This window comes from Xenorhabdus eapokensis (genome assembly GCF_001908105.1).
In genome coordinates, this window is the sequence record NZ_MKGQ01000015.1 from 5423 (window position 1) to 23147 (window position 17725).

At 53.7% G+C, this 17725-nt stretch carries 1 protein-coding gene and 1 pseudogene; both read right to left on the reverse strand.

Annotation, left to right across the window (positions count from 1 at the left end; translation table 11 throughout):
* The coding region (locus tag Xedl_RS11520; protein WP_244149705.1) for a condensation domain-containing protein at nucleotides 1-1510 on the reverse strand (1510 nt) is incomplete at its 3' end.
* Nucleotides 1511-1647: 137 nt separating this feature from the next.
* Nucleotides 1648-17725 (reverse strand): annotated as a pseudogene (locus Xedl_RS11525) (non-ribosomal peptide synthetase); the annotation flags it as partial.

Here is a 17725-nt window from a genome sequence, read left to right on the forward strand (position 1 = left end):
GGTGAATCAACGCTTCTTGCGGGAAATCTGCCTGAGTGGCATTGAAATCCACCAGCAGTTGTTGCCGTTCTGATGCGGGTAGCATCGGCAAGGTGGCAACGCGTTGGGTTTCATCTGCCACCATTGCGGTCAGCACATTATTGAAATAACCGACTATCCGCTTAACGGTGGCGGCATCGAATAAATCAGAGGCATATTCCAGCTCACCAACCAGACCGTCCGCGGTTTCGCTCAGTGATAACGTTAAATCAAAATGGGCACTACGTTGTTCCTGAGGTATCGTCGTCAGTTGCAAACCCGGTAAGATCAACTCTTGGGCTGGCGTGTTGTTTAAGGCCAGCATCACCTGAAAGAGGGGGTTGTAGCTTAAACTGCGTTCAGGCTGGAGTGCTTCTACCACTTGCTCGAAAGGCAGATCCTGATGAGCATAGGCGGCCAGCGCCCGCTCCCGAACCTGTGCCAGTAGATCGGCCACATTGAACTCATCATTAAAGGTAATGCGCAAAGCCAGCGTATTAACAAAAAATCCCATCAGTCCTTCAAGTTCATGGTGAGGGCGGTTAGCCACCGGTGTACCGATAACGATATCCTCCTGCCCACTGAGTCGAGCCAGTACCAGACCCCAGGCACTGAGCACCATCATAAATAACGTGGTGTGATGACGCTGTCCCAGTTTTTTCAGTGCAGCCAATAAATCTGCATTAATGTGCACAGGAACTTGGTTGCCCACATAGGTTTGTACCGTGGGGCGGGGACGATCCGTGGGCAGGATGAGTAAGGCTGGCGCGTCAGCAAGCTGGGCACACCAGAAATCCCGTTGTGCAGTGAAGGACTGTGCCCGTTGCCAGACCGCATAATCCGCATATTGGATAGGCAGGGGAGGCAAAGGATCATGATGACCATCAAGAGCCGCACGGTAAAAGGTGCCCAATTCTTGCACCAGAACACCGACAGACCAGCCGTCAGTGATAATGTGATGCAGGGTCAGCAACAGCACATGCTCTTCGTCTGTCAGTTGCAACAATTGACCACGGATCAGCGGTCCTTGGGCAAAATCGAAGGGCGCCTGTGCCTCGATAGCAGCAAGTTCGGCGACCCGCTGGAGATGTAAGGCTGGATCGAGCGAGCGCAGGTCATGGCAGGACAGGGCAAAACCGATGTCAGCCGGATCGATATGTTGGCAAGGCTGGCCTTCGTCCAAAACAAAGCGGGTACGCAGACTTTCATGGCGGGCTATCAGGCAATCAAGTGAGGTTTTCAGCGCCTGACGGTTGAGCTGGCCTGTGAGACGCAATGTCACTGGCAGATGATAAGCCTGGCTGGCCGCCGGATCGAGCTGGCTGATAAACCACAACCGCTGCTGGGCAAATGAGAGTGGCAGGGGCTGATGTCTGTCCGCGGGTTGGATGAATAATTGTGATTGATCCCCGTGGGCTTTCAGTTGTTCTTCAATTCTTTTTTCCAGCACCGCACGTTTCAAGTCATCGATATTCATATTCGTCTTTGTCATTGTTTATTGCCTCCGCGGGGCGCTTCCCCGCCTAAAATAGCCATCAATTCTTCTGCCGACAGAGAGTCAAGATCGTCTTGGATAGATGCCAGTTCGTTTTCGCCCACCGTATTCATTTGAGTGGAAAGAATGACGTTGGCCTGCTCCGCCAATGTGGGCGATGTGAATAACGTAGTCAGGGGGACATTGACCAGGAATTGGTCTTGCAGGCGTGTGACCAGTCTGACGATCATCAGCGAGTGGCCGCCGAGTTCAAAGAAATGATCATGGCGACTGATACGCTCCAGTCCTAATAGCTCTTGCCAGATTTGAGCCAGCGCGGTTTCTATCCGACCCTGAGGGGGTTCATAACCTTGGGTGACGATGGCAGATGAATCTGGTACAGGCAGAGCCTGCCGGTCAAGTTTGCCATTGGGAGTCAGGGGGAAAGACGCCAGTGTGACAAAGGCACTGGGTAGCATATAATCAGCAAGATACTGTTCCAGTTGCTGGCGCAGTGCTGCGGGCACTAATTCAACCCCTTCTTCGGGTCGCAGATAGGCGACCAGCCGTTTTTGGCTGGGCTCATCTTCGCGCGCAATCACCACCGCCTCACGCACGCCGTCACATTGCGTGAGTCTGGCTTCGATTTCTCCCAGTTCGATACGGAAGCCGCGCAGCTTGACCTGAAAATCATTGCGCCCCAGATATTCAATATTGCCATCGGGTAGCCAGCGACCGAGGTCGCCGGTTTTGTACATACGGGCGTCCGGCTCTGAAGCGAACGGATCAGCAAGAAAGCGTTCAGCAGTCAGTTCAGGCCGGTTCAGGTAACCGCGGGCGACGCCGGCACCAGCAATATAATTTCCCCCCGCCACGCCGCAAGGAACGGGCTGGCCGTGTGCATCCAGAATATAAATGCGGGTATTGGCTATCGGGCGGCCAATTGGTGGCGGATTATCTGCTAAGTTCTCCTCTGGAGAGGATGCACAGGGATAGAGTGTGGCACAGACTGTGATTTCCGTTGGCCCGTAGGCATTGATCATCTGCCGTCCTGATGACCAGCGTTTGACTAAGGTCGGCGGACAGGCTTCCCCTCCTACCAGCAAGGTTTGCAGGGTATCGGGCAGGGAATCCATCGCGGCCAACGCAGTCGGTGACAAGAGAACATGGCTGATGGCCTGATCTGCTAAATAGCTGGACAGGATGGCGCCCGGCAATAGACTGGTTCGTTGGGCAAGATAGAGGCGGGCACCGGCCATTAAGGCCATGCAACACTCCCAAATACAGGCATCGAAGCTGTTTGAGGCGAACTGTAAGACGCGACTGTCAGCGGTGATTGCCAGGACTGGTTGTTGGGTAACTATCAAATTGCACAGGCTCTGGTGTTCGATCATCACCCCTTTCGGTTGTCCCGTTGAACCGGAAGTATAAATGACATAGGCCAGATGGTGCGACGCCAACCCCAGCGCTTGAGGCTCTGGATTGTCAGTCGATTGTGTTGCCAGAGATTGTGTTGTCAGGCACGATTCGGGGTTATCCAGTAAGACTGTGGGCAAGGCGTTAAACTGAGTGAACCATGTTGACTGAGCCAGTGCCGATTGGGTTAGTAAAGCCACGGGTGCCGCATCCTCCAGCATATAGGCCAACCGTTCTACCGGATACGCGGGATCGAGAGGTACATAAGCCCCACCGGCTTTAAGGATAGCCAGCAAGCCGACCACCATTTCCAGACTGCGTTCGACACAGAGGGCGACCCGATCATCCGGACGTACCCCTAACGCAATCAGATAATGAGCCAACTGATTGGCGCGGCGGTTTAATTCACCATAGCTCAGTGTTTGCTCCTCAAAGACAGCGGCGATAGCTTTAGGATGTTGTGCGGCCTGCGCCTCAACCAGTTGGTGAATCAACGCTTCTTGCGGGAAATCTGCCTGAGTGGCATTGAAATCAGTTAACACTTGTTGCCGCTCTGTCGCCGGTAAGATGGGGATATTCTGGATCTCTTGTTGCGGGTTATGTATTAAGGCATCGACCAAACCCCTTATGGCCGTTGCCAGATAGGTGTTAATTTGTTCTGGTACAATTTCGGCTATGGTCAGGGTAGTTAGTTGGAAACCGTCCCCTAAATCATCCACGGATAAGGAGATAGGGTAGTTAGTACGCTCTTCAGCGGACAAAACACGTATATCTGCCCAGGTAGTCTCAACCGCTTCGGCTTCCCCCGATGAGCTATGACGATAATTCAATAAGGTACTGAACAGCGGCATAGGTTGTTCCACGCTACTGCATCGTTGTGCCAGTACTAACGGCGCCTGTTCATGCTCCAGCAAGGTGGTCAGGTTTTGATAGGTCTCCTGCACGGTTTCTTGTACCGTGCGCCCGCCCAGAGAGATACGCAGCGGCAGGGTGTTGATAAACATGCCCAATATTTGATTAGCCCCAGCGCCGCCTTGCAGGCGTCCCAACAGGACGGAGCCAAATACCACATCATCGCGGCCGCTGGTTTGTGCCAGCACCTGTGCCCACGCCACATGGAACAACACACTGGGGCTGACACCTAAACGACGCGCCTGAGTGCGGATAGCTTTGGCCAGATCAGGGGCGATAGCGAGATGCGCTTTAGTGATAAGGTCGTTGCCAATTTTTACGTTAAGCACCCCAAATGGCGCGGTGGGTTCGTCAATATCCGCCAGTTGGGCGCGGAAATACACTTCATGTTCGGCGGTTGGTGTATTTAAGGTTTGAGCGATAAAGTTGCGGTAAGGCAATACCGCCGGCAGCCTCTCGGTATTGGCCTGCAAGATGAGCGCAATTTCCGTAAAAATCAGCTCCAGTGTCATATGGTCACTAACCAGATGATGGAAGCGCAGCGCCAGCAACCATTCACCTTGTGCTGGATCATGGGCGATATCGGTGGCAAAGAGGGGCGCCTGGTTCAAATTGATACGGTGCTGACGTGGGTCAGTGTGAGCCAATAATTGCGCCGAAATAGCGTCCGTCGTGGCCGGAGTGAATTCACGGACAGTGAGCGGCGCCTGACGCCAGACCACTTGTACCGGCTGCTCCAGTCCTTGCCAATAAATTGCCGTGCGCAGAATATCATGGCGGTTGATCACCTGTTGCAGGGCATCCAGGAAGCTATCGAGACGATCACGGGTATCGAAAGCGAGCAAGCTTTGCTGTAGATAATTATCCCCCTGTGTCTGTAGCAGATGATGGAACAGGATGCCTTCCTGCAAAGGAGCCAGGGGATAGATATCCTGGACATTATTCGCGCCGCCTGGGATCTGTTCAACAATGACCTCAATCTCAGGTTGGGAGAGCGAAACCAATGGCAGCATATCGGGGGTGATAGCTGTGCAATCGTCGGGGATACGGTTGGGTGGCACGACAAAGAGGCTGGCTTCACGCTGAATAGCCTGAGCCATATCAGCGAGGATCGGCGCAACAAACACGCTGCGAACCTCAAGTTGCCAGCCCAGGTGGTGTAGCTCTTCGATCAGACTGACAATCATCAGCGAATGACCACCGAGTTCAAAGAAATGGTCATGGCGGCTGATCTGTTTCAGGTTCAATAGTTTTTGCCAAATCTGAGTCAGGGCGATTTCGGTCTCACCGACAGGGGCTTCATAGTCGCGCGTGACAATCGCCGATAAATCGGGAGCCGGTAGAGCCTGTCGGTCGAGTTTACCGTTAGGGGTGAGCGGGAAAGTCTCTAAGGTGACAAAGGCGCTGGGCAGCATATAGTCAGCGAGGTGTTGGGTGAGTTGCTGACGCAAATCAGCGGGTACTAATTCAGTTCCCTCCAACGGACGCAAATAGGCTACTAGCTGTTTCTGGCCTGGTTCGTCTTCGCGAGCCAGTACCACCGCCTCGCGGACACCGTGGCACTGCATGAGTTGAGCCTCGATTTCCCCCAGTTCGATACGGAAACCGCGCAACTTGACCTGAAAATCGTTGCGGCCGAGGTATTCGATATTGCCATCGGGCAGCCAACGGCCGAGGTCGCCGGTTTTGTACATACGAGCGTCTGGTTTTGAAGCGAACGGATCGGTCTGGAAGCGTTCGGCTGTGAGTTCAGGGCGATTGAGATAACCACGGGCAATACCCACACCGCCGATATAAATTTCTCCCGCCACACCGAACGGAACGGGTTGACCTTGTGTATCCAGAATATAAATTTGCGTATTCGCAATAGGCCGACCTATCGGGGGAACTCTTTCATCCTGAATATCACATGGGGAAAGCGTTGCACACACAGTGGATTCTGTCGGTCCATAAGCATTGATGATGATCCGTTGGTCTGCTGCCCAACGTTTGATCAACGATGCTGAGCAAGCTTCACCCGCTAGCACCAAAATGGTCAGGTCAGGCAATTCAGCATCCGGTGTTAAGGCGCTAGCGGCAACGGGTGGCAGGGTTACATGAGTGATCGCCTGAGTTTTCAATGTATTCATCAGAGCTTCACCGGGTAATAGCGCTTCACGGGATGCCATGACCAGGCAGGCCCCTTGGCACAATGTGGTGGCAATTTCAGAGATGCAGGCATCAAAGCTGAAAGAAGCAAATTGCAATAGTCGGGTGTTAGCGGTGATATGGAAAGCTTCAATTTGTGCCTGAGTCAGGTTGTACAGACCACGATGCTCAACCATCACCCCTTTGGGCAGACCCGTGGAGCCAGAGGTGTAGATAACATAAGCCAGATGGCGTGAGGTTAACCCCAGTACATCGGCATCAGGATTACTTATTGCACAGTCATCGAGAACTAAGGTGTCAAGCAGTACGGTAGGCCGATCGTAGCTCAGGGTCTCAACTAACGATGTTTGGGTAAGCAGCGCCACGGGGGCGGCATCATCCAACATAAAGGTCAGTCGTTCGGCTGGATAGGCCGGATCGAGCGGCACATAGGCTGCGCCTGCCTTGAGGATAGCCAATAATCCTACCACCATCTCAGGATTGCGTTCGACACAGAGGGCAATCCGATCATCCGGACGTACCCCCTGCGCAATCAGGTAATGGGCTAACTGATTGGCACGGTGGTTTAATTCACCATAGCTCAGTGTTTGCTCCTCAAAGACAACAGCGATAGCTTGAGGGCGTTGTGCGGCCTGCGCTTCAAACAGTTGGTGGATCAACGCGTCTTGCGGGAAATCTGCCTGAGTGGCATTGAAATCCACCAGCAATTGCTGCCGTTCTGATGCAGGCAATAGCGGTAAGGTGGCAATGCGTTGGGTTTCATCCACCACCATAGCGGTCAGCACATTATTGAAATAACCGACTATCCGTTCAACGGTGGCGGTATCGAATAAATCGGTGACATATTCCAGTTCACCGACCAAACCGGACTCAGTTTCGGACAATGACAAGGTTAAATCAAAGTGGGCGCTGGGATTCATTTGCTCAATAGGTGAACATTGAATATCGGAAAACGCCAATGCCTGGATGGGGGTGTTGTCTAAAGCCAGCATCACTTGGAAAATCGGGCTATAGCTTAGATTGCGTTCGGGCTGGAGCGCTTCCACCACTTGCTCAAAGGGTAAATCTTGATGGGCATAAGCAGCCAGTGCTCGTTCCCGAACCTGGGCGAGCAGATCGGACACACTGAGATCATCATTAAAGGTGATGCGTAAAGCCAGCGTGTTAACAAAGAAACCGATTAATCCTTCAAGTTCATGGTGTGGGCGGTTAGCCACCGGTGTACCGATAACGATATCCTCCTGCCCACTGAGTCGAGCCAGTACCAAACTCCAGGCGCTGAGCACTGTCATAAACAACGTGGTGTTATGGCGCAGTCCCAGTTTTTTCAGGGAGTCCAATAAGTCTGCATCAACGTGCACAGGAATTCGGCTGCCAACAAAGGATTGGACTGCCGGTCGCGGTCGGTCGGTCGGGAGAGTCAGTAAGGTTGGTGTTCCGGCAAGCTGGGTGCACCAGAAATCACGTTGTGCCGTGAGCGCCGCTTCTTGCAGCCAGTTACGCTGCCAGACAGCATAGTCGGCATACTGAATGGGCAGCGATGGTAAAGGCGTGTCTTGACCGTTGAGGATAGCGTGATAGAGCACACTGAGTTCATGTATCAGCACGCCGACGGACCAACCATCAGAGATAATATGATGTTGCGTGAGCAGCAAGGCATGCTCTTCGTCTGCCAGTTGCAGCAAGTGGCCGCGAAACAGCGGGCCTTGGGTCAAGTCAAAAGGTGTTTGCGCTTCGAGTGCCGTTAATTCTGCAATACGGTTGATACGTGCTTCGGATGTTAATGCGCGCAGATCCTGATAAGTCAGGGCAAAGCCACTATCAGCCGAATCAATCTGTTGGCAAGGTTGGCCGCAGACCAGTACAAAGCGGGTACGTAAACTTTCATGGCGGGCGATCAGATGGTCGAATGCATGGGTTAAGGCATGGCGATTAAGCGGACCCGTCAGGCGTAGTGCCACAGGAATATGGTAAGCCAGGCTGGCCGCCGGATCGAGTTGCCCCAGGAACCACAATCTTTGTTGAGCAAAGGACAGGGGCAACGGCTGGCTGCGATCAGCGACCGGGATCACTATCTGAGCCGTTGTCGAAGCACCGGTGAGTGTTTGAGCCAAATGCAGCAAAATGGGTTGATCAAAGAGTTGCTGTAGTGACAAATCCCGTGCCAACTTCTGGTGTACATGTGCGACCAGTTGGACAGCAAGCAGCGAGTGGCCGCCGAGTTCAAAGAAATGATCATGGCGACTGATACGCTCCAGTCCTAATAGCTCTTGCCAGATTTGAGCCAGCGCGGTTTCTATCCGACCCTGAGGGGGTTCATAACCTTGGGTGACGATGGCAGATGAATCTGGTACAGGCAGAGCCTGCCGGTCAAGTTTGCCATTGGGAGTCAGGGGGAAAGACGCCAGTGTGACAAAGGCACTGGGTAGCATATAATCAGCAAGATACTGTTCCAGTTGCTGGCGCAGTGCTGCGGGCACTAATTCAACCCCTTCTTCGGGTCGCAGATAGGCGACCAGCCGTTTTTGGCTGGGCTCATCTTCGCGCGCAATCACCACCGCCTCACGCACGCCGTCACATTGCGTGAGTCTGGCTTCGATTTCTCCCAGTTCGATACGGAAGCCGCGCAGCTTGACCTGAAAATCATTGCGCCCCAGATATTCAATATTGCCATCGGGTAGCCAGCGACCGAGGTCGCCGGTTTTGTACATACGGGCGTCCGGCTCTGAAGCGAACGGATCAGCAAGAAAGCGTTCAGCAGTCAGTTCAGGCCGGTTCAGGTAACCGCGGGCGACGCCGGCACCAGCAATATAAATTCCCCCCGCCACGCCGCAAGGAACGGGCTGGCCGTGTGCATCCAGAATATAAATGCGGGTATTGGCTATCGGGCGGCCAATTGGTGGCGGATTATCTGCTAAGTTCTCCTCTGGAGAGGATGCACAGGGATAGAGTGTGGCACAGACTGTGATTTCCGTTGGCCCGTAGGCATTGATCATCTGCCGTCCTGATGACCAGCGTTTGACTAAGGTCGGCGGACAGGCTTCCCCTCCTACCAGCAAGGTTTGCAGGGTATCGGGCAGGGAATCCATCGCGGCCAACGCAGTCGGTGACAAGAGAACATGGCTGATGGCCTGATCTGCTAAATAGCTGGACAGGATGGCGCCCGGCAATAGACTGGTTCGTTGGGCAAGATAGAGGCGGGCACCGGCCATTAAGGCCATGCAACACTCCCAAATACAGGCATCGAAGCTGTTTGAGGCGAACTGTAAGACGCGACTGTCAGCGGTGATTGCCAGGACTGGTTGTTGGGTAACTATCAAATTGCACAGGCTCTGGTGTTCGATCATCACCCCTTTCGGTTGTCCCGTTGAACCGGAAGTATAAATGACATAGGCCAGATGGTGCGACGCCAACCCCAGCGCTTGAGGCTCTGGATTGTCAGTCGATTGTGTTGCCAGAGATTGTGTTGTCAGGCACGATTCGGGGTTATCCAGTAAGACTGTGGGCAAGGCGTTAAACTGAGTGAACCATGTTGACTGAGCCAGTGCCGATTGGGTTAGTAAAGCCACGGGTGCCGCATCCTCCAGCATATAGGCCAACCGTTCTACCGGATACGCGGGATCGAGAGGTACATAAGCCCCACCGGCTTTAAGGATAGCCAGCAAGCCGACCACCATTTCCAGACTGCGTTCGACACAGAGGGCGACCCGATCATCCGGACGTACCCCTAACGCAATCAGATAATGAGCCAACTGATTGGCGCGGCGGTTTAATTCACCATAGCTCAGTGTTTGCTCCTCAAAGACAGCGGCGATAGCTTTAGGATGTTGTGCGGCCTGCGCCTCAACCAGTTGGTGAATCAACGCTTCTTGCGGGAAATCTGCCTGAGTGGCATTGAAATCAGTTAACACTTGTTGCCGCTCTGTCGCCGGTAAGATGGGGATATTCTGGATCTCTTGTTGCGGGTTATGTATTAAGGCATCGACCAAACCCCTTATGGCCGTTGCCAGATAGGTGTTAATTTGTTCTGGTACAATTTCGGCTATGGTCAGGGTAGTTAGTTGGAAACCGTCCCCTAAATCATCCACGGATAAGGAGATAGGGTAGTTAGTACGCTCTTCAGCGGACAAAACACGTATATCTGCCCAGGTAGTCTCAACCGCTTCGGCTTCCCCCGATGAGCTATGACGATAATTCAATAAGGTACTGAACAGCGGCATAGGTTGTTCCACGCTACTGCATCGTTGTGCCAGTACTAACGGCGCCTGTTCATGCTCCAGCAAGGTGGTCAGGTTTTGATAGGTCTCCTGCACGGTTTCTTGTACCGTGCGCCCGCCCAGAGAGATACGCAGCGGCAGGGTGTTGATAAACATGCCCAATATTTGATTAGCCCCAGCGCCGCCTTGCAGGCGTCCCAACAGGACGGAGCCAAATACCACATCATCGCGGCCGCTGGTTTGTGCCAGCACCTGTGCCCACGCCACATGGAACAACACACTGGGGCTGACACCTAAACGACGCGCCTGAGTGCGGATAGCTTGAGCCAGAGTGGGGGGGATAGCAAGACGGGCTTCCGTCACAAGGTCGTTGTCAGAGGGGATCTTAAGCACCCCAAAGGGTGCCGTAGGTTCATCAATGTCAGCCAGTTGGGCGCGGAAATACGCTTCATGCTCAGAGGCTGGTGTGTTCAGGGTTTGAGCGATAAAGTTGCGATAGGGCAATACCGCCGGCAACCTCGCTGTATTGCCTTGCAAGATAAGGACAATTTCCGCCAGAATCAGCTCCAGTGTCATATGGTCACTGACCAGATGATGGAAGCGCAGCGCCAGCAACCATTCATCTTGTACCGGATCATGGGCGATATCGGCAGTAAATAGCGGGGCGTGGCTCAGATCGATACGGTGCTGGCGTGGATCGGCATGACGCTTAAGTTGGGTGACAACGTCACCGATCGTTTCTGGGGTAAAAACGGTAATTGGCAGCGGTGCCTGACGCCAGACCACTTGCACCGGTTGTGCCAGTGCCTGCCAGCAAACGGCGGTGCGCAGGATATCATGCCGGTCGATGACATGTTGCAGTGCCGCTAAAAAGGCATCAAGACGCGCACGAGTATTGAACGCAAGCAGGCTTTGCAGCAGATAATTATCCCCTTGTGTTTGTAACAGGTGATGGAACAGTATGCCTTCCTGCAAGGGGGCGAGCGGATAAATATCCTGCACATTGGCGGCGCCTCCCTGAACAGTGGCAACGATGGCATCAATTTCGGTTTGAGGCAGAGAAACCAGTGGCAGCATATCAGGCGTGATAGCCGTACAATCCTCTGGGATACGGTTAGGAGGCACGACAAAGGGGCTGATCTCACGCTGGATAGCCTGAGCCATAGCAACCAGAACCGGTGCGACAAACACGCTGCGAACCTCAAGTTGCCAGCCCAGATGGCGTAGCTCTTCGATCAGACTGACAATCATCAGCGAATGACCACCGAGTTCAAAAAAGTGGTCATGACGGCTAACTTGTTTCAATCCCAATAATTTTTGCCAAATCTGCGCCAGGGCGATTTCGGTCTCACCGACGGGGGCTTCATAGCTGCGCGTGACAATCGCGGATAAATCGGGAGCCGGCAGAGCCTGACGGTTAAGTTTGCCATTCGGGGTCAGCGGGAAAGTGTTCAGGGTGACAAAGGCGCTGGGCAGCATATAGTCAGCGAGGTGTTGAGCCAGTTGCTGGCGTAATTCGGCCGGCACCAGTTCGACATCATCCAGAGAGCGCAGATAGGCGACTAGCTGTTTCTGACCAGAGGCATCTTCACGGGCGATGACCACCGCTTCACGCACGCCGTCACATTGCAGGAGTCGGGCCTCGATTTCTCCCAATTCGATACGAAAACCGCGCAGTTTGACCTGAAAATCATTGCGGCCGAGGTATTCGATATTGCCATCGGGCAGCCAACGCCCCAGGTCTCCGGTCTTGTACATGCGGGTAGCCAGATCAGAGCAGAACGGATCGGCCAGGAAGCGCTCAGCCGTCAGTTCAGGGCGATTGAGGTAACCGCGGGCAACACCGGCTCCGACGACATAGATTTCCCCTGCCACGCCAAGTGGCACCGGTTGGTCGTGGGCGTCGAGAATATAGATCCGTAGATCTGCCAGAGGCTGGCCAATCAGACTGCCTCGCCCTGAATAGATATCAGATTCGGTGAGTTCTCGATAAGTAGCATGTACGGTGATCTCGGTGATGCCATACATATTCACCAGACGGGTTTGTGCGGTTGGGTTGCGCTCTACCCATGGAGCCAATGACGGTAATTCCAGGGCTTCACCGCCAAAAATAATACAACGCAGCGAGTGGTTAGTCGCATCCTGCGCAGCAATTAACGGACGAAACGCACTAGGGGTTTGATTCAATATCGTGACGTGTTCACGGCACAGGAGGGCATAGAAGTGCTGCGGAGAACGGGCACATGCGGCTGAGATAATGACCAGCCGGCCGCCGTAAGTCAGTGCTCCCCACAATTCCCAGACGGAGAAATCGAACGCAAACGAGTGGAACAGGGTCCAGACGTCTTTGTCATCAAACCGGAAGTGGGATTGCGTGGCGGCTAACAGGCGGATGACATGGGCGTGCTCAACCATTACTCCTTTCGGTGTGCCGGTCGAACCTGAGGTATAAATCACATAGGCCAGATGGTGTGACGTCAGTCCCAGAGCCTGCACGTCGGGGTTATCCGTCGGTTGGGTTGCCAGAAACGCAGCTTGGTTATCAAGGACTTTATCCAGCAAGACCACAGGCAAGGAACTATCCAGTTTGTCGCGTAACGGAGCCTGAGTCAGTAAAATCACCGGAGCGGCGTCTGTCAGCATATAGGTCAAACGTTCGGTGGGGTAGGCCGGATCAAGCGGCACATAGGCTCCGCCGGCTTTCAGGATCGCCAGTAAGCCCACCACCATCTCCAAACCGCGTTCAACACAAACCGCGACCCGATCATCCGGTCGCACTCCCAATGCGATCAGATAATGGGCAACCTGATTGGCACGGTGGTTTAGCTCCGCATAACTGAGCGTTTGCGCCTCAAAGACGAGCGCGATCGCCTCAGGTTGCTGTTCCGCCTGCGCTTCAAATAGCTGGTGGATCAACGCCTCTTGTGGGAAGTCTGTTTGAGTGGCATTGAAATCCACCAACAGTTGTTGCCGCTCAGAGGCCGGCAGCAGAGGTAGCGTGGCAATTCGTTGGGTGTCATCTGCCGCTATGGCGGTTAGTACATGGGTTAAATAGCCCATCCAGCGTTCAATCGTGGTAGCATCAAATAAATCAGTAGCATAGGCCAATTCACCCGCTAAACCGGCTTCGGTTTCAGTCAGTGACAAGGTCAAATCAAAGTGCGTGCTCTGGTGTATTTGCTCAACCAGGGTGAGGTGTAAATCCGGCCAGGTTGATTCCTGGAGTGAAAGATGCCGCGGCGTATTGTTTAAGGCCAGCATTACCTGAAAGAGAGGGCTGTGACTGAGGCTACGTTCAGGCTGGAGTGCCTCCACCACCTGTTCAAAAGGCAGATCCTGATGGGCGTAGGCCGCTAAGGTTTGTTCCCGAACCTGGGCAAGCAAATCAGCGACACATGTGGAATCATCCAGCGTGATACGCAGAGCCAGCGTATTAACAAAGAAACCAATCATCCCCTCAAGTTCATGGTGCGGACGGTTAGCTACAGGTGTACCGATGACAATATCATCCTGTCCACTAAGTCGAGCCAATACCAGACTCCAGGCACTGAGCACCGTCATAAACAAGGTGGTTTGATGGCGCTGTCCCAATTCTTTTAGTGAAGCCAATAAATCCGCATCAATGTAGACGGGGACGTAGCTACCAGCATAGGACTGTACCGCGGGGCGTGGCCGGTCGGTAGGCAACGTCAATAAAGCCGGTGCGCCTTCAAGCTGAACACACCAGAAATCCCGTTGTTTAGCAATGATGGTTCCTTGTAACCATTCGCGTTGCCAGAGGGCATAGTCGGCGTACTGGATCGGCAATGGGGGTAAGGTATTCTTCTGGTTGTCGAGAGCCGTGCGGTAAAGGACACTGAGTTCATGCAGCAAAACGCCGATAGACCAGCCATCCGAGATAATATGGTGTTGGGTGAGCAGCAAGAGATGCTCATCATCTGCCAGTTGTAGCAAATGACCGCGGATCAGCGGATCCTGAGCCAGGTCAAAAGGTGTCTGCGCGTCGAGTGCCATTAATTCTGCAATCTGGTTACTTTGTGCGGCTGGCGTTAATGTACGCAGATCCTGATACGACAGGGTAAAGCCACTGTCAGCCGGATCAATATGCTGGCAAGGTTGACCGGAAACCAGCACAAAGCGGGTACGCAAGCTTTCATGGCGGGCGATCAGGTGGTCGAGTGCACGGATTAAGGCCGGACGATGAAGTTGACCGGTCAGGCGCAACGCCATGGGAATATGATAGGCCAGGCTGGCCGCCGGATCGAGTTGGGCGAGGAACCATAAACGCTGTTGGGCGAAGGACAGCGGCAAGGATTGGTTGCGGTCAGCCACAAGAAGGGTGATCTGGGGAGTGATTGACGTTTCCGTCAGCACCTGAGCCAGATCGATCAAAAGCGGTTGGTCAAAGAGTAATTGTAATGATAACTCGCGCGCCAGATGTTGACGAACCCGCGCCGCCAGTTGGATGGCTAGCAGGGAATGGCCGCCGAGTTCGAAGAAATGATCGTAACGACCGATCTGTTCTAATCCAAGTAAGTCTTGCCAAATTCCGGCCAGGGCAATTTCAGTCTCACCGACGGGAGCTTCATAGCGGCGAACCACGACCGCCGATAAATCGGGGGCCGGCAGAGCCTGACGGTCAAGCTTGCCGTTTGGGGTTAGCGGGAAGGTATCCAGCACGATAAAGGCACTGGGCAACATATAGTCGGCCAGATGTTGTGCCAGTTGCTGACGCAGTGTTGCCGGCACCAATTCAATACCTGTTTGTGGCAGCAGGTAGGCGACCAACCGTTTCTGGCCGGGTTCATCTTCGCGAGCCAGTACCACTGCCTCACGTACCCCGTCACATTGCGTGAGGCGGGCTTCAATTTCTCCCAGCTCGATACGGAAACCCCGTAGTTTAACCTGAAAATCATTACGACCGAGGTATTCAATATTGCCATCAGGCCGCCAACGGCCGAGGTCGCCGGTTTTGTACATACGGGCATCTGGTTGCGCAGCAAAGGGGTCGGGCAGGAAACGTTCGGCAGTCAGTTCAGGGTGATTCAGATAGCCACGAGCCACACCAATACCGGCAATATATATTTCACCGTCTACCCCCAGCGGAACTGGCTGGCCTTGTTGATTCAGGATATAGATCTGGGTATTAGAGATCGGGCGGCCGATAGGGATTTTACTGTCAACGTCTTTATCTCCCTTCGCAGGGAGTTCATAGGTGGTGGCAAACGTGGTGGTCTCTGTTGGCCCATATACATGCAGTAGGTGTTTGGGAGGATATTCGGTTCTGAGGCGGATGGCAGGACGGATATCCGCCTGTTCACCACCGAAAAGGACATAACGCAAGCCCGATAAGGCTGTCCCAATCAGATTCGCATATTGGTTAAAGAGTGCAGTGGTCAGGAATAGCGCACTGACTCCTTCCGATGACAGACATTGACCAAAATGGCTGGGTTGCAACAACGTTTTTTCTGGAATAAGCAGAATACGCGCCCCATGAACTAAGCCTGCCCACATTTCCCAGGTGGCGGCATCAAATGAAATATTGGCGCAATGGGCAATACAGTCATCAGGCCCGATATCGGCAAAGCCATTATTGATGATTAGGCGCAGGACATTGCGATGCTCGACCATTACCCCTTTGGGTTGGCCGGTCGACCCTGAGGTGTAAATCACATAGGCCAAATGATGCGATGTCAGCCCCAATATCTGGGCGTCCGGGTTGTCAGTTGGTTGCGTCGCCAGCATCGGATCTTCACGGTCAAAGACATGATCCAGTAAGACCGTCGGCACGGTGTTGGGCAGGGTGTTGAGCTGGGCTGTCAGGGTCAATAAAACAACCGGTGCCGCGTCCTTAAGCATATAATCCAATCGTTCAATCGGGTAGGTCGGATTGAGCGGAACATAGGCTCCGCCGGCTTTCAGGATAGCCAGTAAGCTGACCACCATCTCCGGACTGCGTTCGAAACAGAGGGCGATCCGATCATCCGGCCGTACTCCCAGCGTAATCAGATAATGGGCTAATTGGTTAGCGCGGTGGTTTAACTCACCATAGCTGAGCGTTTGCTTCTCAAAAACAATGGCGATAGCCTCCGGATGTTGTGCGGCCTGAGCCTCAACCAGTTGATGGATTAATGCCTCTTGTGGGAAATCCTTCTGGGTCGTGTTGAAATCCACCAGCAATTGTTGCCGTTCTGGTTCCGGCAGGATAGGAACATCCAGCATCAATTGTTGCGGGTGATGAACCAGGGCGGTCACCAGACCGTTTATGGCCGTCGCCAGATAGGCGGTGATGCGTTCGGCGGCGATGTCTGTCACGGTCAGGGCGGTCAATTCGAAGTTATCCCCTAAATCATCGACTGACAGGGTAATGGGATAGTTGGTACGTTCTTCCGCCGCGACCAGACGTATCGCTGTTCCTGGTATGCCAGTGACATTGTCCTGACCCGATGGGCTATGGCGATAATTCAGCAGCGTACTAAACAGCGGCATGGGTTGTGCCACGCCACTGCACCGTTGTGCCAATGCTAATGGGGCTTGCTCATGCTCCAGTAAGGCGGTCAGGTTTTGGTAGGTCTCCTGCACGATAGTTTGTACCGTGCGCCCGCCCAGAGAGATACGCAGCGGCAAGGTGTTGATAAACATCCCCAGTATGCGGTCAGCCCCCGCGCCACCTTGCAGTCGGCCTAGTAGCACGGAGCCAAATACCACGTCATCGCGGCCGCTGGTCTGGGCCACTACCTGAGCCCAGGCCACATGGAACAGGACACCAGGACTGACTCCCAACCGACGAGCCTGAGAGCGAATCGTCTTCGCCAATGTGGGATCAAGCAAAAGGCGATTTTCGTTGATAGCACCGCTATCGATAACACCATTATCGCTGGGTACGCTGAGTATCCCAAAGGGGGTGGTGGGTTCGTCAATATCCGCCAGTTGGTTACGGAAATAGGCTTCATGCTCTGCCACTGGCACACTTAATGTTTGGGCAATAAAGTTGCGGTAAGGCAGAATGGCGGGCAGGGCTGCTGCATTGCCCTGGCGTATCTGGGCAATCTCAGCGAAAATCAAATCTGATGTCATATGGTCATTGACCAGATGATGGAAACGCAGCGCCAGCAACCACTCATTTTGTGCCGGATCATAGGCAATATCGGCAGCAAAGAGGGGAGCTTGGTTCAAATTAATACGGTGCTGGCGTGGATCGGTGTGAGCCTGTAACTGCGCCGAAATAGCGTCCGACGTGGCAGGGATAAATTCATGGGGAGTCAGCGGTGCTTGACGCCAGACCACCTGCACCGGTTGTGCCAGATCTTGCCAATAAATTGCGGTGCGCAGGATATCATGACGATCAATAACTTGCTGTAAGGCTCCCAGAAAATCATCAAGGTGTTCGCGAGTGTCACTGGCCAGTACGATCCGTAATAAATAGGCATCACCTTGTGTTTGTAACAGATGGTGGAACAGGATGCCCTCCTGCAAAGGCGCCAGCGGATAGATATCCTGCACATTCTTGGTGCCGCCTGGGATCTGCTCAACGATGACA